Origin of the sequence: Limobrevibacterium gyesilva (genome assembly GCF_025989185.1) — a bacterium.
Taxonomy (GTDB): domain Bacteria; phylum Pseudomonadota; class Alphaproteobacteria; order Acetobacterales; family Acetobacteraceae; genus Limobrevibacterium; species Limobrevibacterium gyesilva.
The window spans coordinates 1-26,590 of sequence record NZ_JAPDNT010000028.1 but is presented as its reverse complement, the minus strand read 5'-3'; the positions used below and the strand labels follow the sequence as shown (position 1 = coordinate 26,590).

The window sequence follows — 26,590 nt, the reverse complement described above, 5'->3', positions numbered from 1 at the left end:
CATTGCGGCCCTGGCGGTCGGTCCTGGCAGCCTTTGCGCATGGCGGCGCCCGATCATCCGGATAACACCCCGGCGCGCCGCCGGATGTGATATCGGATGGGCTGGCTGGGAAATTCGCCGGCGCCTCTGACCAACCACGGCCGCCCGGAGCGACGGACATGAGATCCATGCCCCTCTGGCTGACTCCGATGGTGTACATGGCCACGAGCGTGGCCGCCGGCACGATCCTGCCGCGGCTGGAGCAGGCCTATCTCGGCGCCTATACGCATCACATGTCGGTCGGCGCCGCACTCGCATTCTTCTCGGCGGTGAGCTCCGGCATGATCGCGCTCACCGGCATCGTGTTCGCGATCGCCTTCGTGACGGTGCAGTTCAGCGCGGTTGCCTACTCGCCGCGGCTCGTCATCATGTTCGTCAATAATCCGGCGCTGTATCACACACTCGGCATCTTCTTCGCGACGTTCACCTATTCGCTCGTGGCACTGGCCTGGACCGATCGCGGGGGGTCCGGAATCGTGCCGCTGTTCTCGACCATGCTGGTCGTCGTCCTGCTCGTCGTCAGCATGCTGGCTTTCTCGCTGTTGATCCGCAGCCTCGACATTCTGCAGATCCACAACGTGCTGCGGGTCATCGGAGCGCAAGGCCGCGCCGTGATCCGCGCGATGTTCCCCCGCATCGCGGACAACGCCAGTGCCGGCGGGCAGGACGAGACGGAGACGGCCGTCGCGCTCGGCGCGCAGACGCAGACACTGAGCTATTCCGGCGAGCCGCGCGTGATCGCCAGGTTCGATATCGATGCGCTGGTTCGGCTGGCGCAGGGCGCGGGCGCGGTGGTCGTGATCGAGTGCGGTGTCGGCGAGACGCTGGTGGAGGACACGATGCTGCTGCGCGTGCACGGCGCGGCACAGAGCCTGCCGGAGCGGGCGCTGATGCGCGCCGTTCACCTCTCGACGTCGCGCACCTTCGAGCAGGATCCGAAATATGCCATTCGCCTTCTGGTGGATATCGCGATCCGCGCGCTGTCGCCGGCCGTCAACGACCCGACGACGGCGGTGCAGGCGCTGGATCAGATCGAGGATCTGCTGCGGCGGCTCGGGCGCCGGCGGCTGGACACCGGGCGCGCGCGAGATGCGGGCGGCGCGCTTCGGCTGATCTTCCCCACGCCGACATGGCAGGACTATCTGGCGCTGTCGTTCGACGAGATCCGGCAATTCGGGGCGACATCGGTGCAGGTGATGCGACGGCTGCGCTCGGTGCTTGTCGGACTCAGCGAAGCCGTTGCCACCGAGGCGCGTCGCGAGGCGGTGCGGCGGTATATCGACCATTTGAATCTGAGCGTCGGGCGCTCCGCCTTCGATGACCAGGATCAGGTTGTGGCATTGGAGGAAGATCGGCAGGGGCTGGGGCTGTCGCGCAAGCGGAGGGACGCCTAGTGGATGGTCGATCGCAGCATTGGCATCGCGACCCGCTGCTCGCTCCCGCCATCCGTCAGCATGCAGGCGGCGCGGAGCTAACGGCCCGGGATTCGCGCGCCCTGCTTTGCCTCCGCTTCGGCGAGTTCCGCGAGCTGCCCCGCGACAATCCCCCAGCCTTCCTTGAAGCCCATCGATTCATGCTGCTTGTGCGCAGCTTCGTTCCAGTGACGCGAAGCGGCGCGATAAAGTGTCCCACTTCCGTGAGGCGTGAAGGTCATGACGGCGACCATGAAGGGCGTCTGCGGGATCCAACCGGCCGTGAAGGCATCGGTCAACACGATCCTCTCGTTGGGCACGACTTCGAGTATGACGCCCTCCATGGGCGAGGTCGAACCGTCCGGGCCGCTCATGATCATCGCCGAGCGCCCACCAGCCCGCAGATCCTGCTCGATGAGCCTGGTGGTCCAGGGCTTCGGCGCCCACCATTCTTCAAGGCGTTCGGTCCAGACCTTGAACACAATGTCGGGTGGCGCATCGATGTAGCGCTCGATGGCAAGTTCGTATTCGGCCTGCGCCATTGGTCCACTCCCCCCGGGCGGCACGCATGACCCGGGCACCTCGGCCCTGCGCCGCCGACTGACATGTCGGCTATACTGGCTTACGCGGCAGGGCCTGCAAAGCGTCGGATGCAGGTATTGCCGTGTCGGAACGGCACGGGCGCCGGACGGGCAGCGGCCACGCGGCGCGCCTGCGCGATCGCCAACGGCTGCCGGCGCTCATCACGATTCCGTTATGTCATTCTCCGCCAAGCACCCCAGTGACAATGCCGAAATAATCGGCCTCCCCCACCGGTCCCACCATCGACAGCGTCGGTGCGCACGCGAACAGCGTCTCGGCCGCCCGCTTCAGGTCCTCCACCGGCACCGCCCGCACGGCGGCAAGGTCCACTTCCGGGCCGGTGGCGCGGCCGTGGCGGAAGAACTGACCGGCCAGGTAGATCGCGAGCTGGAACGGACGCTCCTTCACCGTCGCCAGCTCCGCCAGCAGGTGGTTGCGGGCGCGCATGAAATCCCTCTCCTGCACCGCATCGCTCACCCGCAGCGCTTCCGTGCAGGCCACTTCCAGGCAGGTGGCGAGCTTGTCCGGCGTGGTGCCGGCCTGGATCAGCACCAGGCCGAAATCGCTGCCGTGGTTGGAGCCGGCGCCCACGCCGTAGACCAGCCCACGCTTCTGCCGCACCTCCTGGAACAGCGGCGAGGACATGCCGCCGCCCAAGGCGGCCGACAGCATCTTGTGGGCGAAGAACCCCGGCGCATCCACCGGCACCGAGGGGAAGCCGAGCACGAGGTTCACCTGCTTGAAGTCGCTGCGCTGATCGCGATGAAAGCCGCCGGCATAGCGCGGCGCGGCGCGGCCATCCGGTGCGGGACCCGCGGGGATCGCAGCGAAGTGGCGGCCGACGAGATCGAGCAGCCAGGCGTGGTCGACATCGCCGGTCGCGGTCACGACCATGTTCCCGGTCACGTAGTTGCGGCCGATGAAGGCCAGCAGGTCGTCGCGCGTCGCGCCGGCGACGAACGCGGGATCGCCCAGCACCGGGCGGCCGAGCGGCTGGTCGGGGTAGGCGGTGGCGACGAAGCCCTTGATGCACAGCGCGTTCGGATCGTCGCCGTTGCGCGCGATCTCCTGCGCGATCACGCCGCGTTCGAGATCGACGTCCTCGGCGGCGTAGCGCGACTGGGTGAGCACGTCGCCGAGGATTGCCACCGCCTCGGCCACCGCGTCCTTCAGGCCGACGATGTGGTAGGCGGTGATCTCCTGCGAGGTGAAGGCGTTGATCGACGCGCCCATGCACTCGATGTCGATGGCGATGTCGAAGGCCGAGCGGGTGGCGGTGCCCTTGAAGGCCATGTGCTCCAGGAAATGCGCGACGCCGCTGTTGCCCGCGTGCTCGTCGCGCGAGCCCGCGCGCACCACGACCATGACGGCCACGGTCTCGAACGCCGGCAGCCGCGCGGTCACCACCGTCAGGCCGCCTGGAAGCGTCGTCTGGTCGATCTGCATGCTGGTCTCCCTTGCACAGCCGGGTGGGGGGTGCCCACTCGCCATCGTCCTCCGGCTGCCCGATACTGTCCACCGGCGCCGCAACGGTCCGGACCATAAGCGAACCCGGCCGCCGCCGCCGCACGTTCTCCACCTCCGACCCGAGGCAAGATGACCACCGAGCCCACCAGCGCGCCCGCCGCGCCGACCGCACCCCCGCCCGCCGCACCGGCCAGCTTCGAGACCCGCCACGACGGCACCTTCCACGGCACCGGCCTCGCCTATCGCTGCCTTGCCGCGGAGACGCACCTGCCGGACGCCAAGGGAGAGCCGCGCGCCAGCGTGTTCTCGTTCAGCTACCTCGTGGACGACGCGGCGCCGGAAACCCGGCCGGTGACGTTCGTGTTCAACGGCGGGCCCGGCTCCGCCTCGCTGTGGCTGCATATGGGCGCGCTGGGCCCGCGCCGGATCGTGGTGCCCAGCGACGGCACGCCGGCCGGCAGCGGCCCCTACGGCATCGTCGACAACGAGCTGTGCAACCTCGACAAGACCGACCTGGTGTTCGTCGATCCGCCGGGCACCGGCTACAGCCGCATGCTCGGCGCCGCCAAGCCGGAGGACGCCTGGGGGCTGGACGCCGATGCCGAGCTGGTGGCCGAGTTCATCAAGACCTGGCTGACGGTGCATCGCCGCTGGGCCTCGCCGCGCTATCTGTGCGGCGAGAGCTACGGCACCACCCGCGCCGTGGCGGTGGCCGGCAAGCTGGCCGGCGGGCTCGCGGGCGTGGCGTTCAACGGCATCGCGCTGATCTCGGCGATCCTGGACTTCCACACCGCCCGGTTCGAGCGCGGCAACCCGCTGGCCGACGTGTCGTTCATGCCCACCTACGCCGCCACGGCGCTGCATTACGGGCTGGCGACGGCCCCGGACGGGCGCGACGCCTTCCTGGACGAGGCGCGCCGCTTCGCCATGGAGGAATACCTGCCCGCCCTGGTGGCCGGCAGCCGCCTCGCCCCTGCCCGGCAGCAGCGCGTGCTGCGCAAGCTGTCGCGCCTGACCGGCCTGTCCGAGACCTGGCTGGAGCGCACCCGCCTGCGCATCGAGCCGACGCGCTTCCGCAAGGAGCTGCTGCGCGACACCGGCCTGACCGTGGGCCGGTTCGACACCCGCTACACCGGGCGCGACTACGACGACGCCGGCGAGCTGCCGGACACCGATGCCTCCTCCTACGCCGTCGACAGCGCCTATGTGACCGCGATCAACGACCACCTGACGCGCGGCCTCGGGATCGGCTGGAACCGGCCCTATATGGTGTTCAACCGCGAGGCGCTGCTGAAATGGGACTGGCTGGGTCCGCGCAAGGACGACACGCCGCGCTGGCCGGGCTACGTGAACGTGGCGCCGGTGCTGGGCAAGCTGCTGCGCGAGAACCCGGGCCTGCGGGTGCTGATGGCCAACGGGCTGTACGATCTCGCCACACCGTTCCATGCGGCGGAGAACACCATCGCCGGCAACGGCATCGACGCCGGGCGCATCGCCATGACCTACTATGACGCCGGGCACATGATGTACCTGCACGAACCCTCGCTGGGCGCGCTGGTGGGCGATCTGCGCGCCTGGATGGGTTGACAAGCCCGCCGATGCGCAACCCAGGCCACGGCCGGGGTTGCCATCAGAGACGAAATGCAACTAATTGACACAGGGTGAATAACGCCAGCCGGCGACACGGCGGCAGAACCGGGAAACGGCCCGATGCAGGAACTGGAAGATCGCGTCATCAGGAAGGTGTCGGTGCGGCTGATCCCGTTCCTGATCCTGTGCTACTTCGTCGCCTATCTCGACCGGGTGAATGTCAGCTTCGCGGCGCTGACCATGAACAAGGACCTGGGCCTCAGCGCCTCGGCCTACGGCGCCGGCGCCGGCATCTTCTTCCTGGCCTATTTCCTGTTCGAGGTGCCCTCCAACCTGATGCTGGACCGCTTCGGCGCGCGCAAGTGGATCGCCCGCATCATGTTCAGCTGGGGCCTGCTGTCCGGCCTGATGGCGGCCATCCCGGCCATCTCCCGCAGCACCGGGCTGTCCAACGAACACAGCTTCTACGCCGTGCGCGTGCTGCTGGGCATGGCCGAGGCCGGGTTCTTCCCGGGTATCATCTTCTACCTGACGCTGTGGTTCCCGGCGATCTACCGCGCCCGCATCGTCGGCTACTTCATGGCCGCGATCCCGCTGTCGTCGGTGATCGGCGCACCCGTTTCAAGCGCCCTGCTGTATCTGGACGGCGCGGCGGGCCTGGCCGGCTGGCAGTGGCTGTTCGTGATCGAGGCGGTGCCGGCGCTCATCCTGTCCGTCGTCGTGTTCTTCTACCTGACCGACCGGCCGAACCTGGCAAGCTGGCTGTCGCTGGAGGAGCGCGCCTGGCTGTCGGGCCGGCTGGAGGCCGAACAGCGGCAGCGCGAGGCGGTGCACAGCATTTCCGTGGTGCAGGCGCTGCTGAACCCGAAAGTGCTGGCGCTGGCGCTGGTGTATTTCGGCGCCGTCGCCTGCAACTACGGCGTGGGCTTCTGGTTGCCGCAAATCGTCAAGGCATTTGGCCTGTCCAACTTCGCCACCGGCTGGGTGACCGCCATTCCCTACGTCATCGGCACCGTCGCCATGGTCTGGTACGGCCGCCACTCCGACCGCAAGCATGAGCGCAAGCTCCATGCCGCCTCCGCGCTGGCGCTGGCCGCAATCGGCATCGCCGGCTCGACGCTGTTCACCGACCCCACGCTGAAGATGATCGCCTTCACCATCGGCGCCGTGGGCGTGTTCGGCGTGCTGCCGGTGTTCTGGACATTGCCCACCGCCTTCCTCTCGGGCACGGCCGCCGCCGCCGGCATCGCCGTCATCAACTCGATCGGCAACCTGTCCGGCTATCTCGGCCCACAGGCCATGGGATGGATCAAGGACGCCACCGGCAGCTTCGACGGCGGACTCCTGCTGATCGGCGGCTTCGCTGTACTCGGCATGATCACGGTCCTGCTCCTCCACCACGACCACGCCCTGGAAATGGCCCCCGAGGCAAAGAAACCCGCCACCGCCTGAGGGCGGGACGGCGCGGACGGGAGAAAGCAAGGCGGGGGCTCCGCCCCTCGACCCCGCCAAGGGCGGAGCCCTTGGAACCCCGGACATAAGTGGTTTGGGGATGGGGGCCTGAGGAGCGGTTTCCGACCACACCTCAGGCCCCCATCCCCAAACCACTTAAAGTAATGGGATCAAAGGGGCTTCTGCCCCTTTGCAGGTCCAGGGCAGAGCCCTGGCCTTGCCTTTCTTCCCGTCCGTGCCGTCCCGCCCTCAGGGGCGTGGGCTGACACGGATGACTTCGGCGTGGCGGGTTTCGGTGGGGCTGCAGAGGTCGGCGATGCCGGGGGCGACGTCACTGGGTTGCGGCAGGGTTGCCTGGTCTTCGCCGGGGAAGCCGACGCGGCGCAGGCGGCTGGCGACGGGGCCGGGGTCGGCGAGGTTCACGCGCAGGGGCGTGGTCCGGGTTTCCGCGGCCCAGGTCAAAGCGAGGTGTTCCAGGGCGGCCTTGGTGGCGCCGTAGGCGCCCCAGTAGGCGGTCGGTTTCTGCACGATGCGGCTGGTGACGAACACGGCGCGGCCGGCTTCGGCGGCGAGCAGCAGCGGGCCGCAGCTGCGGATCAGGCGCCAGGCGGCGGTGACGTTTACGGCGATCACCTCGGTCCAGTCCTTCGGCAGGATGTGCGGCACCGGGGTGAGCACACCCAGCGCGCCGGCGTTGGAGACCATGATGTCCAGCCGGCCGAAGCGGTCGAGCACGCTGGGGCCGATGGCGTCGATCGCGTCGACGTCGGCGAGGTCGAGCGGCAGCAGCGTGGCCGCGCCGCCGGCGGCGCGGATGCGGTCGTCGGTTTCTTCCAGGCCGCCCTGGGTGCGCGCGGTGATGACGACATGCGCGCCGCGGCGGGCGAGTTCGAGTGCGGTGGCCGCGCCGATGCCGCGGCTGGCGCCGGTGACCAGCGCCACCCGTCCGGACAGATCCATGGTCAGCGGCTTTCGGACAGCAGGCTGAGCTGCCGGTTGTCGTTCTCGGCCATGTCGGGCAGCGGCACCGGGTATTCGCCGGTGAAGCAGGCGTCGCAGTATTGCGGGCGTTCGCTGTCGCGGCCCTGGTGGTTGAGGGCGCGGTAGAGTCCGTCGATGGTGATGAAGGCCAGGCTGTCGGCGCCGATCAGGGCGGCCATTTCGTCGACGTTGTGGCGGGCGGCCAGCAGCTTGCTGCGCTCGGGCGTGTCGATGCCGTAGAAGCAGGAATGCGTGGTCGGCGGCGAGGAGATGCGCATGTGCACCTCGGCGGCACCGGCGGCGCGCACCATTTCCACGATCTTGCGCGAGGTGGTGCCGCGCACGATGGAATCGTCCACCAGCACCACGCGCTTGCCTTCCAGCATCGGCTTGTTGGCGGAGTGCTTCAGCTTCACGCCCAGGTGGCGGATCGAATCCGTGGGCTCGATGAAGGTGCGGCCGACATAGTGGTTGCGGATGATGCCGAGCTCGAACGGGATGCCGCTTTCCTGGGCGTAGCCCATGGCGGCGGGCACGCCGGAATCGGGCACGGGCACGATCACGTCGGCGGGCACATGGCTTTCGCGCGCCAGTTCAGCGCCGATGCGTTTGCGGGCCTCGTAGACCGGCATGCCCTCCACCACCGAATCGGGGCGGGCGAAATAGATGTATTCGAACACGCAGAACCGGGCGGGGTTGCGGCCGAACGGCTTGATGCTGCGCACGCCCTGGTCGTTGATCACCACGATCTCGCCGGGCTCGATGTCGCGCACGAACTCGGCGCCGATGATGTCCAGCGCGCAGGTCTCGCTGGCCAGCACCCAGCTGACGGTGCCGTCGGCCTGGCCGACGCGGCCGAGGATCAGCGGCCGCACGCCCATCGGGTCGCGCACGCCCATCAGTGCGTCGTTGGTCATGGCGATCAGGGAATAGGCGCCGACCACCTGCTTCAGCGCGTCGATCAGCCGGTCCACCACGGTGGAGTACAGGCTGATGGCGATGAGGTGGATGAACACCTCGCTGTCGGTGGTGGACTGGAACAGGCAGCCGCGGCGCACCAGGGCGCGGCGCAGCGTGGTGGCGTTGGTGAGGTTGCCGTTATGGGCGACGGCGAGGCCGCCGAACTCGAAATCCGCATAGAGCGGCTGGACGTTGCGCAGGATGGTGCCGCCGGTGGTGGCGTAGCGGTTGTGACCGACGGCGCGGTTGCCGGCGAGTGCGGCGATCACCCGCGCGTCGCCGAAATTATCGCCCACCAGGCCGATGCCGCGATGGGAATGGAAGTGCCGGCCGTCGAAGGTGACGATGCCCGTCGCCTCCTGCCCGCGGTGCTGCAGCGCGTGCAGGCCAAGGGCGGTGACGGCCGCCGCATCCGGGTGGTTCCAGATGCCGACGACGCCGCACTCCTCGTGCAGCTTGTCGTCGTCGTAGGGCCCGGCGTCGTCCAGGGAGGCGGTAAGGTCCATCGGAAATTCTCCTGACCCCGTCATGGGCGGGCGGTGGCCCGGCCTTGCGGGGTGGCATGCAGCAGGTCGGCGGCGTTGGTTTGGCGCCCCATAGGCGGAGGGACGACGTTCGGCCGGTAGTCCGGCGGCAGGAAGCGGACCACCCAGTTCGCCAGGTTGTAGACGTATGGAAGGCTGCGCGCCTCTTTCACCGCATCCGGCCAACGGTCGCTCGCGACGACGAACCCGCTGCCGATATAGGCAGCCGCGATCAGAACCAAAGCCCGGACGATGCCGAATACCACGCCGAGCGTGCGGTCCACGCCGTTCAGCATTGACGAGCGCACAAAGCTGCCGACGATCCCGGTGATCACCGACAGAACGATCAGGCCGATCAGGAACATGGCGGTATAGGCAACGGGGTCGGCGATGTCGGTGTTGCCGATCCAGCCGCGCACGGTGGGGCGTACCAGGTCCACGGTGACGGAGGCGAAGAAGAAGGCGCCCACCCAGGCGCCGAGGCCCAATGTCTCGCGCACGAATCCGCGGGTGAACGCCAGCGCGGCGGAGATCGCCACGATGCCGAGGACGGCGCTGTCCACCCAGTTCACTGACGCGTACCTGTCATGCCGCAGGTCGTATATCGTTCCCGCGGCGGCGCACGCCACCCTGTCATGCGGGAGTCTGGGCTGGTTTGCCGGCAAATCGTGCCACGAGGTCGGAAAGGTGGCCGATCTCCTGCAACGCCAGCCCGTCCGGCGTGGCCAGCTTGCGGTTGCCGCGGGCGACGCGGCGGGGCAGGCAGGCGGCATCGAAGCCCAGCTTCTGCGCCTCTTTCAGCCGCGACTCGGCCTGGGCGACCTGGCGCACCTCGCCGGACAGGCCGACCTCGCCGAAGAACACGCAGCCCGGGTCGGCCGGCTGATCGGTGGCGGCCGAAACCAGGGCGGCGGCCACGGCGAGATCCGCCGCCGGCTCGCCCACGCGCAGGCCGCCGGCGACATTGAGATAGACGTCGGAGGCGTTCAGCCGCAGGCCGCAGCGGGTTTCCAGCACCGCCAGCAGCATCGACAGCCGGCCGGAATCCCAGCCGATGACCGAGCGGCGCGGCGATCCGCCGGGGTTGGGGGCGAGCAGGCACTGGATCTCCACCAGCACCGGGCGGGTGCCCTCCAGCCCCGCGAACACGGCCGAGCCCGAGATGTTGCCGCGCCGCTCGGCCAGGAACAGGGCCGAGGGGTTGGCGACTTCGGCGAGCCCGCGGTCGGTCATTTCGAACACGCCGATCTCGTCGGTGGCGCCGAAGCGGTTCTTCACCCCGCGCAGGATGCGGAACTGGTGGCCGCGGTCGCCTTCGAAATACAGCACCGCATCGACCATGTGCTCCAGCACGCGCGGGCCGGCGATGGCACCTTCCTTGGTGACGTGGCCGACCAGCACGACCGCGAAGTTCCGCGTCTTGGCCAGCCGGATCAGCTCGAAGCTGCAGGCGCGCACCTGGGAGACGGTGCCGGGGGCGCTGTCGATGCTGTCCATCCACATGGTCTGGATGGAGTCGATCACCACCATTGCGGCATCGGTTGCCTGTTCGAGGCTGGCGGCGATGTCGCGCAGGTTGATGGAGGCCGCCAGCTCCAGCTTCGCCCCTTGCAGGCCGAGGCGGCGGGCGCGCAGGCGCACCTGTTCGATGGCTTCCTCGCCGGAGATGTACAGCACCCGGCGCCCGGCCTTGGCCAGGGAGGCGGCGGCCTGCAGCAGCAGGGTGGACTTGCCGATCCCGGGGTCGCCGGCCAGCAGCAGCGCCGATCCGGCCACCAGCCCGCCGCCCAGCACGCGATCGAGCTCGGCAATCCCGGACGCTGCCCGTGGTGGCGGCGTGGCGCTCCCGGCGAGATCGACGAATTCGATCTTGCGGGCGTTGCCGGGCTTGGCGTTGGCGCGGCCGGGGCCAGCCTCGGCGGTCTCCTCGGCCATGGTGTTCCATTCGCCGCAGCTCTCGCAGCGGCCGGCCCATTTCGGCGCGGCGGCGCCGCAGGACTGGCAGACGAAGCGGGTCGTGGGTTTGGCCATGGGTTAGCCCGTCCCCTCCCCTTGCGGGCTTGGGCCGCGAAGCGGACCAAGGTTGAGGGAGGGGAAGCCACCCGACGGATATGCACCCATTGCGCTAACGCCGCAGTTCCATCTGGATCGGCCCTTCGCGGCGCCCGTGGGTGAACTGGTCCACCACGGGATTGCCGCTGTCCATCAGGGCGGTCGCCGGGCCCTCCCAGATGATCCTGCCTTTGTGGATCATCGCCGCGCGGTCGCCGATGCGCCGGGCGCTGGCCATGTCGTGGGTGATGGCGACGGCGGTGCTGCCCAGGCGTTTCACGCAGTCGACGATCAGGCCGTCGATCACCGCCCCCATGATCGGGTCGAGGCCGGTGGTGGGCTCGTCGAAGAACAGGATGTCCGGCTGGGCGGCGATGGCGCGGGCCAGGGCCACGCGCTTCTGCATGCCGCCGGACAGCTCGGCAGGCCACAGATCGCCCACGCTGGCGGCGAGCCCTACCTGGGCCAGCACCTCGATGGCGCGGGCCCTGGCCTCGGCGCGGCTGGCCTTGTGCCGCGCCAGCAGGCCGAAGGCGACGTTCTCCCAGACCGGCAGGCTGTCGAACAGGGCGCCGTTCTGGAACAGCATGCCGATGCGGTTGCGCACCGCCTCGCGCGCCTCGCGGTCCAGCTTCAGCACGTCCTGGCCATCGATCTCGATGCTGCCGGCATCGGGCTCGATCAGGCCGAGGATGCATTTCAGCAGCACCGACTTGCCGGAGCCGGAGCCGCCGATCACCACCATGGAGGTGCGCGCCATCACGTCGAGGTCGATGCCGTCCAGCACCAGCTTGTCGCCGAAGCGCTTGGTCAGGCCGCGCAGGCGGATCTTCGGCACGGCGGCGATCGCCGGGGAGCCGTTCGCCGGGCGCGCTTCATCGCGCAAAGAACAGCTCCGTCAGCACGTAGTCGAAGGCGAGGATCAGCACGCTCGCCGCCACCACCGCCGACGTGGTCGCCGCCCCCACGCCCTGCGCGCCGCCGCGGCTGTTGTAGCCGTGGTAGCAGCCCATCAGCGAGATCAGGAAGCCGAACACCGCGGCCTTGGCGAGGCCGGAGACCACGTCCTGGGTCTCCAGGAAGTTGAGGGTGTTGTTGAGGTAGATGCCGCTGTTGAAGCCCAGCTTGAGGATGGCGATGATGAAGCCGCCCAGCACGCCCAGGATGTCCGCGATCACCACCAGCAGTGGCAAGGCGATCAGCCCGGCCAGCAAGCGCGGCGCCACCAGGTATTTCATCGGGTTGGTGGACAGGGTGGTGAGCGCGTCGATCTGGTCGGTGACGCGCATGGTGCCGATCTCGGCCGCCATCGCCGCCCCGACGCGCCCGGCCACCATCAGCCCGGCCAGCACCGGCCCTAGCTCGCGCGTCACCGACAGCACCACCAGGCTCGCGACCGCGCTGTCGGCGGCGAAGCGGGACAGGCCGGTGGAGGATTGCAGCGCCAGCACCATGCCGGTGAACACCGCGGTCAGCGCCACCACCGGCAGGCTGAAATAGCCGATCTCGATGAGGGCGCGCAGGAACATGCGGCCGTAGAAGGGCGGGCGCACCCAATGCGACAGGCCGTTCAGCCCGAACAGCGCCAGCCGCCCGGTGACAAGGCAGGCGCCCAGCACCCCGCGCCCGATGGCGGCCACGAAGTCGAGGGCGGCGTTCACGCCGTATAGACCCGCGCGTAGCGCCTGCCGAGCGAGGTGAGGATCTCGTACCCGTTCGTCCCCGCCGCCTGCGCCACCGCGTCGGCCGGCAGATCCGGGCCGATCAGCTCCAGCCATGCGCCGGGGCCGATCGCCGGGTGGTCGGTGACGTCGTAGGTGGTCAGGTCCATGGACACACGCCCTACCAGCGGCACGGGGGCGCCGTCAAAGAGCGCGTGGCCGCGGCCGGACTGCGAGCGCAGCCAGCCATCGGCGTAGCCGACGCAGGCGGTGGCGATCCGGCTGGGCCGCCCGGCGCGCCAGATGGCGTTGTAGCCGACGCTCTCGCCCGCGGGGATCTCGCGCACCTGCAGCACGCGGGCGCGCAGCCGCACCGCTGGCCGCATGGGATTGGGCCGGTCCGGCGTGGGGTTGATGCCATAGAGGGCCGCGCCGGGCCGCGCGAGGTCAGAGGCGAAAGCATCACCCAGGAAGATGCCCGACGAGTTGGCGAGGCTGCGCGGCGTCGCCGGCAGCACGGCGCAGGCCTGGGCGAACCGCCGGCGTTGCGTCTCGTTCAGCGGATCGTCGGACAGTTCGGCGGAGACCAGGTGGGTCATGACGTAGCGCAGTCCGATGCCGTCCAGCCGCGCCGGGTCCTGCGCCAGCAGCGCCAGCTCGCGCGCATCGAGCCCCAGCCGGTGCATGCCGGTGTCGACATGCAGCAGCGCCGGCAGGATGCGGCCGAGCCGGCGCGCATGCGCGGCCCAGTGATCGATCTCGGCCAGCGATCCCAACACGGGGACGATGCCGCTTTCGGCATACAGCGCCTCGGTGCCGGGGATGAGTCCGCTCAGCACCGCGAGCAGGGTGGCGTCCGGCCCGTGCTGCGGCAACAGGCCGCGAATGGCCTCGGCTTCCGCCAGATGCGCCACGAAGAAATGCCGGCAGCCCGCTGCATGCAGCACCGGCGCCACTTGTGCCGCGCCCAGGCCATAGGCATCCGCCTTGACCACTCCGGCCACGGGGCCGGCGGAATGCAGGGCACGCAGGGTGCACCAGTTGGCGCCGATGGCGGCGAGGTCGATCTCGAGGACTGCCCCACTCACGTCGCGAATCGCCGAGCTCGTCATTCAGTCTCCGTCCTGCCCGCCATGGTGCAGGTCGAGGTCGGCGAAGCGGGTGAACTCGCCCTCGAAGAACAGGTCGATCTTGCCGGTGGGGCCGTGGCGCTGCTTTTCGATCAGCAGTTCGGCGCGGTTGTGCACGTGCTCCATGTCGCGCTGCCATTTCTCGACGGCGGTATGGAACTTCTCGTCGTTGTCGAACGCGAGCTGCTTCGGCGCGCGTTGCTGCAGGTAGTATTCGTCGCGGTAGATGAACATCACCACGTCGGCGTCCTGCTCGATGCTGCCGGATTCGCGCAGATCCGACAGCAGCGGCCGCTTGTCCTCGCGGCTTTCGACGGCGCGCGACAGCTGCGACAGCGCCATCACCGGCACCGACAGCTCCTTGGCCAGCGCCTTCAGGCCCTGGGTGATCTGGCTGATCTCCTGCACCCGGTTCTCCTGGCGGGTGCCGGCCGCCGGGCGCATGAGCTGCAGGTAGTCGACCACGATCAGATCGAGCCCCTTGGTGCGCTTGAGCCGCCGGCAGCGGGTGCGCATGGCCGAGAGCGTGAGCGCCGGGGTGTCGTCGATGAACAGCGGCAGGGAGCCGATCTCGCGGCTGACCTGCACGAACTTGTCGAAATCCTTCTGGCCGATATCGCCGCGGCGGATGCGGTCGCCGGAGATGCGGGACTGCTCGGCCAGCAGACGGGTGGCGAGCTGCTCGGCGCTCATTTCCAGCGAGAAGACGGCGACGCCGCCTTTCGGCACGGCGTTGGGATCGGCCTGGCGCGCATCCTCCATGATCGTCTTCGCCGCGCCGAAGGCGATGCGGGTGGCCAGCGCCGTCTTGCCCATGCCCGGCCTCGCCGCGAGGATCAGCAGGTCCGACGGGTGCAGGCCGCCCAGCTTGCTGTCCAGGTCGCGCAGCCCGGTGGACAGGCCGGAGACGCCGCCGGAGCGGTGGAAGGCATTCTCCGCGGTGTGGATCGACTCGATCAGCGCCTGCTGGAAGGTGACGAAGCCGCCGTCGTTGCTGCCCTTGGCGGCGAGGTCGAACAACGCCTGCTCGGCCGCCTCCACCTGGGACCTGCCGTCCAGCTCGGCGGTGGCGCCGAAGGCGTTGTTGACCACGGTCTCGCCGATGTCGATGAGCTGGCGGCGGATCCAGGCGTCGTAGATGGCGCGGCCGTATTCGCCGGCATTGATGATGCCGACCATGGCGGTCAGCAGCTGCGCGAGATAGGCGGTACCGCCGACCTCGTGCAGCACGCCGGAATGCTCGAACTCCGCCTTCAGGGTGACGGCGTCGGCGAGTTGCCCCGCCTCGATCCGCCGGGCGACGGAGGCGAAGATGCGGCCATGGATCGGATCGGCGAAATGCTCGGCGACGAGGAACTCGCTGACCCGCTCATAGGCCTTGTTGTTGGCCAGCAGCGCGCCCAGCAGCGCCTGTTCCGCCTGCAGGTTGGTGGGCGGCAGGCGCTGCGACAGGCCGAGCAGCGGCGCGGTTGCGTCGATGGTGTTCATGCGTGGCGGCACCATAGCCCGGCGGGCGCCCGAGGGGCAGCCTTCTTGGCCTGTGGATAGCTGTGGATAGTGGGGGCGGAACCCGGGCGCCCAGCCGTATCCTCCCCCTGGCGGGCCAAGGATGCACCACTTCGTCCCGGGACCGCCCATGTGAGGAGACATTCGTGAGGCGGACGGCCGATCGCACATGTTCCGGGCCGGACAGGAGAAGGGATTTCGTCTGGCCGCGCTCGCTGCATCGGCTGGGTCGCGCTGCCCGGTTGGTCACGGCGATCACGTTTCTCGCGCTTCCGCGCGCGATGGCCTGGGCCGCCGTTCCGCAGGGCGTGTGGCTCATGGACGCACGCGTGGCTGTGCAGGTCTTCGACTGCGACGGCCTGCTGTGCGGCCGGATTCTCTGGCTGCTGATCCCGCGAGATCCTCGGGGTGAGCTGGACCGTGACAAGAACAATCCGGACTCCGCGCTGCGGCAGCGCCGGCTCTGCGGCCTGACCATCCTCTGGGGCCTGCACGCCACTGGCCACGATCGCTGGAGTGGCGGCTGGTTCTATAACCCGGACGACGGCAGGACATACAATGTCGCGGCGCAACTCACCTCCGCCGATGTGCTCACCGCGCGCATCTATCTGGGGATCCCGCTGTTCGGCAGGACCAAGACCCTGATCCGGGTTCCACACGGCACGTCGGAGGGTTGGTGCTGACCATCCGCCCTGGTTCAGCCGTCGTAGCACCCGGCCAGGCGAGCGCGCTCGCGCAGCAGCGCCAGCACCGACTCGCAGGTCGGCATGGCGTGGCCGGTCACGCCGCCCAGTTCGACCACCGCGCCCAGCAGCGCGTCGATCTCCATCGGGCGGCCGCGCTCCAGGTCCTGCAGCATGCTGGTCTTGTGCACGCCCACCTCGGCGGCGCCGTCGATGCGCTTCTCCAGGCTGACCGCGAACTTCACGCCCAGCGCCTCCGCCACCACCTGCGCCTCGCCCATCATGGCCCGGCACAGCGCCCGCAGGTCCGGCCGGCCGGTGATGCGATCGAGCGTGGAGCCGGTGAGCGCCGAGATCGGGTTGAAGCAGAGATTGCCCCACAGCTTCACCCAGATCTCGTCGCGGATGCGCGGGCGCACCGGCGCCTTCAGCCCGGCCGAGATCAGCAGCCGGCTCAGCGCCTCGATGCGCGCGCTGCGGCTGCCGTCGGGCTCGCCCAGGCTGAAGCGGTCGCCATAGGTGTGCTCGATCACGCCGGGGGCCACCACCTCGGCGGCGGGGTAGACAACGCAGCCGATGGCCTGGCGCGGCGGCAGGAGGTCCCACAGCCGCCCGCCGGGATCGACGCTCTCCACCCGCCGGTCCTTCCACGGACCTTCGAGGCCGTAGAAATACCAGTAGGGCACGCCGTTGATGCCGGTCACCAGCGCCGTGTCGGGCCCCATCATCCTCGCGATATCCGGCGCGGCAGCCGGCAGCGAATGCGCCTTCAGCGTGATCACGACGTAGTCCTGCACGCCGGCCTCGGCGGCATTGCCGATGCAGCGCGGACGGACCGTGACGGTCTCCCCGCCGCTGTGCAGGGTCACGCCATTGGCCTGCATCGCCGCCAGATGCGCGCCGCGGGCGATGAAGGTGACGTCGGCGCCGGCGGCGGCGAGCTTCACGCCCATCATGCCGCCGATGGCGCCGGCGCCGAAGATGGCGACTTTCACGGCGGCGCCCTTACGCTGACAGCCCCAGTTTCGCGGCCAGGCCGATGCGCTGCAGCTTGCCGGTCGCGCCCTTCGGGATCTCGGCGAGGAACACGATCTTGCGGGGCACCTTGAACTGCGCCAGCCGTTCCGCGCAGAAATCGCGCAGGCCGTGCTCGTCCAGCGCGGCGCCGTCGCGCAGCACCACGGCGGCGGCGACTTCCTCGCCCAGCTTGGAATGCGGCATGCCGAAGGTCACGACCTGGGCCACGGCGGGATGGTCCATCATCACCGCGTCGACCTCCAGCGGCGAAACCTTCTCGCCGCCGCGGTTGATGATCTCCTTCAGCCGCCCGGTCAGGCGCAGGTAGCCGGCTTCGTCGAGCGTGCCCTGGTCGCCGGTGCGGAACCAGCCATTGGTGAACGCCTTGGCGTTGGCGTCCGGGTTGTTCTCGTAGCCGGCGGTGACGTTGCGGCCGCGGATGACCACCTCGCCCAGCCCGCCCGGGGGCAGGATCGTGCCGTCATCGTCCATGATCGCGATCTCCGGCCCGGCGGCGAGGCCGACCGAGCCCGCGTGATGCGGCCGCGGCGGCAGCGGGTTGGACGCCATCTGGTGCGACGCCTCGGTCATGCCGTAGGCCTCGATCACCGGCACGCCGAAGGTCTCCTCCAGCGCCGTCATCACCTGCGGCGGCAGCGAGGCCGACGAGGAACGAATGAAGCGCAGCCGCCCCTTGGCGATGATCTCCTTGTTGCGGCCGGCCAGGCTCAGCAGCGCCTGGTGCATGGTCGGCACCGCGGTGAACCAGCTCGGCCGCACCTCGTCGAACCAGGCGAAGAACTTGAAGGCGTTGAAGCCGGGCGTGCAGGACACGCTGGCGCCGGCGGCCAGCGAGGACAGCACCGCGGCGATCAGGCCGTGGATGTGGAACAGCGGCATGATGTTGAGGCAGGTGTCGGCCGGCGTCAGCGCCAGGCAGTCGCCGATGTGATAGGCCGACGCGGTGACGTTGATCTGGCGCAACGGCACGATCTTTGGCCGCGAGGTGGTGCCGGAGGTGTGCAGCACCAGGGCCACGTCCTGCGCCTGCGCCAGGCCGGGATAGGCGGGGGTGCCGGACAACGGGCTCGCCGGGACCAGGGTGAAGGCGCCGGCGGCGCCGGCGGGCACCAGCTCCACCACCGGAATGCCGCGCGCGGCGGCCACGGCGCGGGCCGGGCTGTCCATGCCCTGCAGGATCACCAGGCATTTGGCATCGAGGTCGGAGAGGTAGAACTCGAACTCCTCGGCGCGGTAGCCGGGGTTCAGCGGCGCCGTGGTGGCGCCGCTGGCGACGGAGACGAAGGCGGCGGCCATTTCCGGGCCGTTCGGCAGCACCATGGCGACGCGGTCGTTGCGGCCGATGCCCATGGCGTTCAGCGCCGCCACGGTGCGCGCGACCAGGGCCCGCAACCCGGCGTGGGTCAACGGGGCGCGGCCGGGTGCCGCGATGGCGGGGGCGTCGTCCGCGCCGCGTTTCAGCAGCTCCGGAACCGTGTCGGCTGCGTAGATGGTCATTCCGGCCTCCCTTGCGTCGTCATGTCTGATACTCGCATAGCCCGCATCACCGCCCGGGTGAAGCCGCCAGGGGCGCAAAGCCTGCACGGCAGAGCCTCGCGGCGCGGGCAAGCGGGTGGTAGGTGTGCGGCATGGCGAATTCCGCATCTTCCGCCGCCCGCGTGGCCGGCATCGACGAGGCCGGGCGCGGGCCGCTGGCCGGGCCGGTGGTGGCCGCGGCGGTGGTGCTGCCGCTGGCGCTGCCGCCGGCGCTGGCCGGGCTGCTGGACGATTCCAAGAAGCTGAGCCCGGCGCGGCGCGAGGCGGCGTTCGCGGCGTTGCAGACGGCGCGTGTCGCCGGGCTGGTGGAGATCGGCGTCGGCGCCGCGTCGGTCGCCGAGATCGCGCGCATCAACATCCTGCAGGCGTCGCTGCTGGCGATGCGGCGCGCGGTCGGCCGGCTGCCCGCCCTGCCCGACCTCGCCCTGGTGGACGGCAACCAGTCGCCCGGGCTCGCCTGCCCGGCGCGCTGCATCGTCGGCGGGGACGCGACGGAGGCCGCCATCTCGGCCGCCTCGATCGTGGCCAAGGTGCTACGCGACCGCGCCATGGCCCGCCTCGCCGGCCGCCATCCCGGCTATGGATGGGAAGCGAATGCCGGATACGGCACCGAACTGCACCGCGCGGCACTGCGCCGGCTGGGCGCCACGCCCCATCACCGGGCCGGATTCGGCACGGTGCGGCGGATCGCGCTCGATCTGGCGTCGGGGGGCGCGCAGCCCGCCATTGCGGATTGACGCGGCCACGCCCGACATGGCCAACCTTGGCTTCCCCAGTTGACGCGCGTCTCGGGGCACCGCCACCATCTTTTGTACCCGAGGCCCTACTTTGCCGGAGCCACCCCAGACCGTGGAGATCGTCCGCGAATTGCCGCTGGACCAGGTCATGTTGGGCGACGCCGTGCGCATGATGCGCATGCTGCCGCCGGCCTCTGTCCACTGCATCTTCGCCGATCCGCCGTACAACCTGCAGCTGCGCGGCGAGCTGCGCCGCCCGGACGACAGCCTGGTGGACGGGGTGGACGAGGACTGGGACCGGTTCACCGATTTTGCCGCCTACGACGCCTTCACCCATGAATGGCTGTCGGAATGCCGCCGGCTGCTGCGCAAGGACGGTACGATCTGGGTGATCGGCAGCTACCACAACATCTTCCGCATCGGCGCGATCATGCAGGAGCTGGGGTTCTGGATCCTCAACGACGTGGTCTGGCGCAAGGCCAACCCGATGCCGAACTTCCGCGGCCGGCGCTTCACCAACGCGCACGAGACGATGATCTGGGCGGCGCGCGGGCGCGATGCGCGCTACCGCTTCAACTACCAGGCCATGAAGGCGCTGAACGACGACGTGCAGATGCGCAGCGACTGGTTCATCCCGCTGTGCACCGGGGCGGAGCGGCTGCGCAACGAGCACGGGCTGAAGCTGCACCCCACGCAGAAGCCGGAGGCGCTGCTGCACCGGGTGCTGGTGTCGTCCACCTCGCCCGGCGACATCGTGCTGGACCCGTTCCTGGGCACCGGCACCACCGCGGTGGTCGCGCGGCGGCTGTCGCGCCACTACATCGGCATCGAGCGCCACCCTGCCTATGTCGAGGCGGCGCTGGGCCGGGTGCGGCGGGTGCGGCCGGCCCCGCATGAGGGGCTGGCGACCACGCCGAGCAAGCGCGACGCGGTGCGGGTGCCGTTCGGCAGCGTGGTCGAGCGCGGGCTGCTACCGGCGGGCACGCTGCTGACCGACCGCACCAGGCGGGTCCGCGCGATGGTGGTGGCCGACGGCACCATCCGCGCCGGCACGGTGCAGGGCTCGATCCACAAGGTGGGCGCGGAGGTGCAGAACGCCCCGTCCTGCAACGGCTGGACCTTCTGGCATTTCGAGCGCGACGGGGCCTGGGTGCCGATCGACGTGCTGCGGCAGGAATAGGGCTTCCTGCCGGCGCGTCAGCCCAGCAGATACACCGCCAGCCTCCACAGCCCGACCCACAGGGCGATCGCGATCAGCGCGATGACGCGCACGGCAACCGTCCATGGCAGCCGCGCGGGAGCGCGCCCGGCGGCCTGCTCCTCCGTCGCCGGAGGAAGGCGGGCCAGCCGGGGGTCGGCGGTCAGATCATAAGAGCTGCGTGAGGCGACGACTCGTTCCATCGATAAATCGCTGTGCTAAGCGATTCATTATATGGAACAGACTCGTGATCCGTATCCGCCGCTCAACCGCTTGTGAACAATATTTCAGTAAACGACGACGCTGCGAATGCTTTCGCCACGCCGCATCAGGTCGAAGCCTTCATTGATTTTTTCGAACGGCAACACGTGCGTTATTAGATCGTCAATATTCAGTTTTCCTTCCATGTACCAATCGACGATGCGCGGCACGTCGGTGCGCCCGCGGGCGCCGCCGAACGCCGTGCCCATCCACACCCGCCCGGTAACGAGCTGGAACGGCCGGGTGGCGATCTCCTGCCCGGCGCCGGCGACGCCGATGACGATCGACTTGCCCCAGCCGCGATGCGCGCATTCCAGCGCCTGGCGCATCACCTTCACGTTGCCGATGCACTCGAACGTGTAATCCGCCCCGCCCTTGGTCAGCTCGACGAGATAGGGCACCAGGTCGCCCTGCACCTCGGCGGGGTTGACGAAATGGGTCATGCCGAACTTCTCGGCGAGCGCCCGGCGGTTCGGGTTGAGGTCCACGCCCACGATCTGCTCGGCGCCGACCATGCGCAGCCCCTGCACCACGTTCAGCCCGATGCCGCCCAGGCCGAACACCACGGCACGCGCGCCGGCCTCGACCTTGGCCGTGTTGATCACCGCGCCGATGCCGGTGGTGACGCCGCAGCCGATGTAGCAGACCTTCTCGAACGGGGCGTCCGCGCGGATCTTGGCCAGCGCGATCTCCGGCAGCACCGTGAAGTTCGAGAAGGTGGACGTGCCCATGTAGTGGTAGACGGGCGCGCCATCGCTGCTGAAGCGGCTGGTGCCGTCGGGCATCACACCCTTGCCCTGGGTGGCGCGGATGGCCACGCACAGATTGGTCTTGCGGCTGAGGCAGTATTCGCATTGCCGGCATTCCGGCGTGTACAGCGGAATGACGTGGTCGCCCTTCTTCAGCGTCGTCACGTTCCTGCCGACATCGACGACCACGCCCGCGCCCTCGTGCCCGAGGATCGCCGGGAAGATGCCTTCGGGGTCGGCGCCGGACAGGGTGAACTCATCGGTGTGGCAGATGCCGGTGGCCTTCACTTCCACCAGCACCTCTCCCTCGCGCGGGCCTTCCAGTTCGACGGTCTCCAGGCTCAGCGGGGCGCCGGCCTTGCGGGCGACGGCAGCGCGGGTTTTCATGGCAGGCTTCCTCCTGTCTTCTCCGGGATATCGTGCGTCCCGAGCGCGGCCCGATCAATCGCGGGCGCGCACGAGTTGCACACATTTGCGCATCACCGACGGCAGCGCCTCGTCGTCCAGCGACGCGGCGTGGCGCAGGAACCCCTCGGCGTCGATGTCCGCCACGGTCGCGGCATACAGCGCGATATGCAGCTCGAAATGGGTGAAGCCGTGCCGCACCTCGCCGGCCGGGCGCCAGTCGGCCGGCATCGGCGCGTGCACGAAGGCGGCCGGCTGCGTCCAGCTTGCGGCGCGCCAGGGCGTGCCGGGCAGCTCGGTCATGCCGCCCAGCAGGCCGCGCGGCGGGCGGCGGCGCAGCAGCACCTGGCCCTGCGCGTCGGTGAGCCAGAAATGCGCCCCGTGGCGCAGCGGACGCGCGGCCTTCGCCGCCTTGCGCGGCAGCGTGGCGGCGATGCCCCGGCGGCGTCCGGCGCAGGCGGCGGTCCAGGGGCACAGCGCGCAGGCTGGGCCGGTCGGGGTGCAGATGGTGGCGCCGAGGTCGAACAGCGCCTGGGCGAAATCGGACGGACGCGCCCGGGCGGCAGGGTCGGCGCCGAGCCGCGCCGCACCGGCATGGATGGCGGGCTTGGCGGCGGGCAGCGCGTCCTCGACGGCGAACAGCCGGGCGACCACGCGTTCGACATTGCCGTCCACCGGCACCACCGGCAGGCCGAAGGCGATGGCGCCGACCGCCGCCGCCGTATAGGGGCCGATGCCCGGCAGGGCGCGCAGGCCGTCGAGGTCGGCGGGGAAGCCGCCTTGCGCCGCGACGGCCCTGGCGCAGGCATGCAGGTTGCGGGCGCGGGCGTAGTAGCCCAGCCCCGCCCAGGCCTGCATCACCGCCTCCTCGGGTGCTGCGGCCAGCGCCTGCACATCGGGAAAGCGCGTGAGGAATTTTTCATAATAGGGTACCACCGCCGCCACGGTGGTCTGTTGCAGCATGATTTCGCTGAGCCAGACGCGATACGGGTCCGGCCGCTCGCCCGGCAGGGCCCGCCAGGGCATGCGGCGGCGGTGACGGTCGTACCAGGTCAGAAGGGCGAGGGCGGAGGGCACGGAACGGGTATGGCGACGCCCAGCGATGACGACAAGACCGCTGCTGCCGGCAAGCCGGGCGAGCCCGCTGGCGGCGCGCGCCATGTCTACGGCCCGCGCCCGGTCGGCGCGCTGGTGCCCGCGCTGACCCGCCCGGCCTTCCGCCGCCGCGGCCCTGCCACCTATCAGGTGGTGGCGGACTGGGAGGTGATCGTCGGCCCCGCCATCGCCGCCGTCACCACGCCGCGCAAGCTGTTCTCGGGGGCGCTCTCCATCGCCTGCTCGGGCCCGATGGCGATGGAGCTGCAGCACCTGTCGGAGCAGCTGATCGGCCGCATCAACGCCCATCTCGGCAAGATCGCGGTGACCCGGCTGCGGTTCATCCAGGACGTTCCGCCGCCGCGCCCGCCGGCGCCGAAGCCGCGCCCCGTCGCGGTCGCCGCCGCCCGCGCGGCGGTGGCCGACCTGCCGCCCGGCGAATTGCGCAACGCGCTGGAAGCGCTGGGTCGCGCGATCTTGACGCGGCGAGCGCAATGAAGCCCCCTCGGATGCTCTCGACTCTCCGGGGAGCGCCGGGCTACAACACCACATGTTGAGGTCGAAATGCCTGTTTCACGTCGCACACTACTAAGTGTTGGGGGTCTCGTGGTCGCCGGTGGCGCCGTGGGCATCTGGCGCGCCACCGGTGGCTCCAGGGTGGAACTGCCGTCGGCGGCCCTGCCCGCCAACGCCGCCAGCCCGCCGCTCGCCGGCGACGACCCGCGCATGGCCGAGCGCAGCATCGGCCGCGCCGACGCGCCGGTGACGGTGACCGAGTGGTTCTCGCTGACCTGCCCGCATTGCGCCGCCTTCCATCGCGAATCGCTGCCGAAGATCCGCACCGAGCTGGTGGACACCGGCAAGGTACGACTCGTGTTCCGCGACTTCCCGCTGGATCAGGTGGCGCTGACCGCGGCCATGGTGGCGCACAGCCTGCCGCCCGAGCGCTACGAGCCGTTCGTGGCCGCGCTGCTGGCCACGCAGGACCGCTGGGCCTTCGCCCGCGGCGTCAACTCGACCGAGGAGCTGGCCAAGATGGCGGCACTGGCCGGCATGTCGCGCGAGGCGTTCAACGCCGCCATCGCCGACCAGGGGCTGCGCATGGCAATCCTGATGGCGCAGGACGAAGCCAGCAAAGTTTATCACGTCGACTCGACTCCGACCTTCATCTTCAACGGGCCCAAGGCCAAGGACCGCCGCGAAGCCGGCGCCCGCAGCTTCGAGGACTTCGCGAAGCTGGTGGCCGACGCCGCCGGCTAGAACAGCACAGGATACCCCCCGTCTTGCCCGTCAGCTTCAGCCGCCTGCGCATCGCCGGATTCAAGAGCTTCGCCGAACCGGCGGTCGTGGACATCCTGCCGGGGCTGACCGGGATCGTGGGGCCGAACGGCTGCGGCAAGTCCAACGTGGTGGAAGCGCTGCGCTGGGCGATGGGCGAGAGCTCCGCGCGCAGCATGCGCGGCGGCGAGATGGACGACGTGATCTTCGCCGGCACCGCGGCGCGCGCCTCGCGCAACATCGCCGAGGTGACGCTGGTGCTGGACGAGACCAAGGGCGCCGCCCCGCCGCCGTTCCACGAGGCGCCGGAGCTGGAGGTCAGCCGCCGGATCGAGCGCGGCCAGGGCAGCGCCTATCGCGTGAATGGGCGCGAGGCGCGGGCGCGCGACGTGCAGACGCTGTTCGCCGACCTCGCGACCGGCGCCCATTCCTCCGGCATGATCAGCCAGGGCCGCGTTGGCACCATCGTCAACGCGCGGCCGGACGACCGCCGCATCCTGCTGGAGGAAGCGGCGGGCATCACCGGCCTGCACGCGCGCCGGCACGAGGCGGAGCTGAAGCTGCGCGCCGCCGAGGCCAATCTCGCCCGCGCCGAGGACCTGCGCGGGCAGCTCGAGAGCCAGCTCGAGAGCCTGAAGCGCCAGGCGCGGCAGGCCAACCGCTACCGCACCATCTCCGGCACCATCCGCACCGCGGAGGCCGAGCTGCTGGCGATCCAGCGCGCCCGGGTGGAGGCCGCCCGCGCCGCCGCCCGCGCCGCTCTGCACGACGCCGAGTCGGCGGTGGCGGAGGCGACGGCCGAGGCAACCGCGGCGGCCACCCGCGCCACCGAGGCCGCCGCCGCCCTGCCCGCCCTGCGCAACACCGAGGGCGAGGCGCGCACGGCGCTGGAGCGGCACAAGGTCGCCGGCGAGCAGATCGCCGCCGAGGAGGCCCGCGCCCGCGCCGCCCTGGCCGCCGCCGGCCAGCGGCTGCAGCAGATCGGCAGCGACCTCGCCCATGCCGAGCAGTTGCAGCGCGACGCCGCCGCCGCCGCCGCCAGGCTGGCCGACGAGGATGCCCGCATCGCCGCCGAGGACGAGGCGCATCCGCCGCGCATGCAGCGCGCCGAGGAAGAGGCGATCGGCGCCGCCGAGGCGGTGCGCGTGGCCGAAGCCGAGGCCAACCGCGCCACCGAACACGCCGCCGAGCTCGCCGCCCGGCACCGGGCGCTGACCGAGGCGCTGGCCCAGGCGGAGCAGCGCGCCCGCCGGCTGGCCGAACAGGCGGCCAAGCTGAACGAGGAGCGCGCCCGCACCGCCGCCCAGCGGGTCGATCCGGCCCGGCTGGCGGAAGCCAACGCCGAGGCCGAGGCCGCCGCCGCCGCCGCCGCGGCCGCCCGCATTGCGTTGGACGAGGCCGAGCGCACCCGCGCCACGGCCTTGCAGCAAGCCCAGCAGGCCCGCGCCGCCGCCTTGCAGGAGGCGCAGAAAGCCCGCGCCGCGGCCCAGGAGGCAGCCCAGCGCAGCCGCGCCGCCGCCCAGGAAGAGGCGCAGCGGATCCGCATCTCTGCCCAGGAAGACGCCCAGCGCGCCCGCGCCGCCGCCCAGGCCGCCCTGGCCGCCGCCCGCGAGCGCGCCACCGCCGCCGAGAGCCTGCGCGCCCGGCTCGCCGCCGAGGTGCAGGCGCTGGCAGAGGTGCTCGGCGTCAAGGACAACGAGCAGTGGCCGCGCATGGTGGACCAGCTGCAGGTCCCCGCCGGGCTGGAAGCGGCACTCGGCGCGGCCCTCGGCGAAGAACTGGATTCCGCCGCCGACACGGCCGCCGCGCGCCATTGGCGGGAGCTGCCGCCGCTCGACCCGCCGCCGGCGCTGCCCGCGGGGGCGGAGGCGCTGTCCGCCCTGGTGCAGGCGCCGCCTGCGCTGGCCCGGGCGCTGTCGCAGATCGGCCTGGTGGAAGACGGCGCGGCCGTGCAAGGGCAGCTTGCCCCCGGCCAGGTGCTGGTCTCCCGCGCCGGCGCGGTGTGGCGCTGGGACGGCTACACCATCAAGTCAGGCACCCCCACCGCCGCCGCGGTCCGGCTGCAGCAGCGCAACCGGCTGGGCGGGCTGCGCACGGAACTGGCCGCGGCCCAGGCCGAGGCGGACGCGGCCCGGGCCGCCCGCATCGCCGCCGAGGACGCGGAGCGCACCGCCCGCAGCGAGGCCGAGACACGCGAGCGCACCGCCCGCGCGGACGCCGACGCGAAGGAGCGCACCGCCCGCGCCAAGGCCGA

The 26,590-nt window shown here is 70.5% G+C and carries 24 protein-coding genes; 9 read left to right on the top strand and 15 right to left on the bottom strand.

The features are described from left to right. Nucleotides 1-158 precede the first annotated feature (158 nt). On the top strand, nt 159-1,433 hold the full coding sequence (locus OL599_RS20875) for a DUF2254 domain-containing protein (protein WP_264715888.1): 1,275 nt from the start codon (nt 159-161) through the stop codon (nt 1,431-1,433). 77 nt (nt 1,434-1,510) lie between these two features. Here OL599_RS20875 and OL599_RS20870 read toward each other — a convergent pair whose 3' ends face one another. Further along, nucleotides 1,511-1,993 (bottom strand): SRPBCC family protein, encoded by a 483-nt coding sequence (locus tag OL599_RS20870; RefSeq protein WP_264715886.1) that lies wholly within the window; start codon nt 1,991-1,993, stop codon nt 1,511-1,513. A 217-nt stretch (nt 1,994-2,210) separates the two neighbouring features. Beyond that, nucleotides 2,211-3,479 (bottom strand): M16 family metallopeptidase, encoded by a 1,269-nt coding sequence (locus OL599_RS20865; RefSeq protein WP_264715885.1) that lies wholly within the window; start codon nt 3,477-3,479, stop codon nt 2,211-2,213. A 150-nt stretch (nt 3,480-3,629) separates the two neighbouring features. On the opposite strand from OL599_RS20865, the gene OL599_RS20860 reads away from it, so the two are divergent. Next, nucleotides 3,630-5,087, top strand: coding sequence for a S10 family peptidase (locus OL599_RS20860; protein ID WP_264715883.1), 1,458 nt, complete (start codon nt 3,630-3,632; stop codon nt 5,085-5,087). A gap of 123 nt (nt 5,088-5,210) precedes the next feature. Next, nucleotides 5,211-6,542 (top strand): MFS transporter, encoded by a 1,332-nt coding sequence (locus OL599_RS20855; protein WP_264715881.1) that lies wholly within the window; start codon nt 5,211-5,213, stop codon nt 6,540-6,542. 249 nt (nt 6,543-6,791) lie between these two features. On the opposite strand, the gene OL599_RS20850 is transcribed toward OL599_RS20855, so the two are convergent. From OL599_RS20850 to OL599_RS20815, 8 genes are all read right to left on the bottom strand, one after another. Next, on the bottom strand, nt 6,792-7,502 hold the full coding sequence (locus OL599_RS20850; protein ID WP_264715879.1) for an SDR family NAD(P)-dependent oxidoreductase: 711 nt from the start codon (nt 7,500-7,502) through the stop codon (nt 6,792-6,794). A 2-nt stretch (nt 7,503-7,504) separates the two neighbouring features. After that, nucleotides 7,505-8,989 carry an amidophosphoribosyltransferase gene (gene purF, locus OL599_RS20845; protein WP_264715877.1) on the bottom strand — a complete coding sequence of 495 codons (1,485 nt, stop codon included), beginning with the start codon at nt 8,987-8,989 and terminating at the stop codon, nt 7,505-7,507. 20 nt (nt 8,990-9,009) lie between these two features. Then, nucleotides 9,010-9,579, bottom strand: coding sequence for a CvpA family protein (locus tag OL599_RS20840; protein WP_264715875.1), 570 nt, complete (start codon nt 9,577-9,579; stop codon nt 9,010-9,012). A 61-nt stretch (nt 9,580-9,640) separates the two neighbouring features. After that, on the bottom strand, nt 9,641-11,038 hold the full coding sequence (gene radA, locus OL599_RS20835) for a DNA repair protein RadA (RefSeq protein WP_264715874.1): 1,398 nt from the start codon (nt 11,036-11,038) through the stop codon (nt 9,641-9,643). Nucleotides 11,039-11,132: 94 nt separating this feature from the next. Further along, a complete protein-coding gene (locus OL599_RS20830; protein ID WP_264715873.1) occupies nt 11,133-11,945 on the bottom strand; it encodes an ABC transporter ATP-binding protein in 813 nt (270 codons plus the stop codon). Beyond that, nucleotides 11,935-12,720: an MlaE family ABC transporter permease gene (locus OL599_RS20825; protein ID WP_264715871.1), complete on the bottom strand. Its 786-nt coding sequence runs from the start codon at nt 12,718-12,720 to the stop codon at nt 11,935-11,937. Before OL599_RS20825 ends, OL599_RS20830 begins: the two co-directional genes overlap by 11 nt. Continuing rightward, nucleotides 12,717-13,808 carry an alanine racemase gene (alr, locus tag OL599_RS20820; RefSeq protein WP_264715870.1) on the bottom strand — a complete coding sequence of 364 codons (1,092 nt, stop codon included), beginning with the start codon at nt 13,806-13,808 and terminating at the stop codon, nt 12,717-12,719. Before alr ends, OL599_RS20825 begins: the two co-directional genes overlap by 4 nt. A gap of 24 nt (nt 13,809-13,832) precedes the next feature. Next, a complete protein-coding gene (locus OL599_RS20815; RefSeq protein ID WP_264715869.1) occupies nt 13,833-15,338 on the bottom strand; it encodes a replicative DNA helicase in 1,506 nt (501 codons plus the stop codon). A 260-nt stretch (nt 15,339-15,598) separates the two neighbouring features. Between OL599_RS20815 and OL599_RS20810 the strand changes: the two genes are divergently transcribed. Beyond that, nucleotides 15,599-16,039 (top strand): DUF2147 domain-containing protein, encoded by a 441-nt coding sequence (locus tag OL599_RS20810; protein WP_264715868.1) that lies wholly within the window; start codon nt 15,599-15,601, stop codon nt 16,037-16,039. A gap of 14 nt (nt 16,040-16,053) precedes the next feature. Here the strand turns inward: OL599_RS20810 and OL599_RS20805 are convergent, their stop codons facing one another. Further along, a complete protein-coding gene (locus tag OL599_RS20805) occupies nt 16,054-17,034 on the bottom strand; it encodes a 2-dehydropantoate 2-reductase (RefSeq protein WP_264715867.1) in 981 nt (326 codons plus the stop codon). 10 nt (nt 17,035-17,044) lie between these two features. After that, on the bottom strand, nt 17,045-18,574 hold the full coding sequence (locus OL599_RS20800) for an acyl--CoA ligase (protein WP_264715866.1): 1,530 nt from the start codon (nt 18,572-18,574) through the stop codon (nt 17,045-17,047). Between the two features lie 131 nt (nt 18,575-18,705). Between OL599_RS20800 and OL599_RS20795 the strand changes: the two genes are divergently transcribed. Both OL599_RS20795 and OL599_RS20790 read left to right on the top strand, forming a co-directional pair. Beyond that, nucleotides 18,706-19,350 (top strand): ribonuclease HII, encoded by a 645-nt coding sequence (locus OL599_RS20795; protein WP_264715865.1) that lies wholly within the window; start codon nt 18,706-18,708, stop codon nt 19,348-19,350. A 148-nt stretch (nt 19,351-19,498) separates the two neighbouring features. After that, entirely contained in the window at nt 19,499-20,530 is a 1,032-nt protein-coding gene (locus OL599_RS20790) for a site-specific DNA-methyltransferase (RefSeq protein ID WP_264715952.1), read from the top strand. A gap of 17 nt (nt 20,531-20,547) precedes the next feature. On the opposite strand, the gene OL599_RS20785 is transcribed toward OL599_RS20790, so the two are convergent. The 3 genes from OL599_RS20785 to OL599_RS20775 form a co-directional block, all read right to left on the bottom strand. After that, nucleotides 20,548-20,751 (bottom strand): hypothetical protein, encoded by a 204-nt coding sequence (locus OL599_RS20785; RefSeq protein ID WP_264715864.1) that lies wholly within the window; start codon nt 20,749-20,751, stop codon nt 20,548-20,550. An 84-nt stretch (nt 20,752-20,835) separates the two neighbouring features. Further along, entirely contained in the window at nt 20,836-21,945 is a 1,110-nt protein-coding gene (locus OL599_RS20780; protein WP_264715863.1) for an S-(hydroxymethyl)glutathione dehydrogenase/class III alcohol dehydrogenase, read from the bottom strand. Nucleotides 21,946-21,999: 54 nt separating this feature from the next. After that, nucleotides 22,000-22,989: an A/G-specific adenine glycosylase gene (locus OL599_RS20775; RefSeq protein WP_264715949.1), complete on the bottom strand. Its 990-nt coding sequence runs from the start codon at nt 22,987-22,989 to the stop codon at nt 22,000-22,002. A 60-nt stretch (nt 22,990-23,049) separates the two neighbouring features. Between OL599_RS20775 and OL599_RS20770 the strand changes: the two genes are divergently transcribed. The 3 genes from OL599_RS20770 to OL599_RS20760 all read left to right on the top strand — a co-directional run. Next, nucleotides 23,050-23,556, top strand: a complete 507-nt coding sequence (locus OL599_RS20770; protein ID WP_264715862.1) for a DUF721 domain-containing protein — start codon at nt 23,050-23,052, stop codon at nt 23,554-23,556. Nucleotides 23,557-23,622: 66 nt separating this feature from the next. Next, complete coding sequence (locus tag OL599_RS20765; protein ID WP_264715861.1) at nt 23,623-24,318, top strand: DsbA family protein; 696 nt, start codon at nt 23,623-23,625, stop codon at nt 24,316-24,318. Between the two features lie 23 nt (nt 24,319-24,341). Next, the coding region (locus OL599_RS20760) for an AAA family ATPase (protein ID WP_264715860.1) at nt 24,342-26,590 on the top strand (2,249 nt) is incomplete at its 3' end.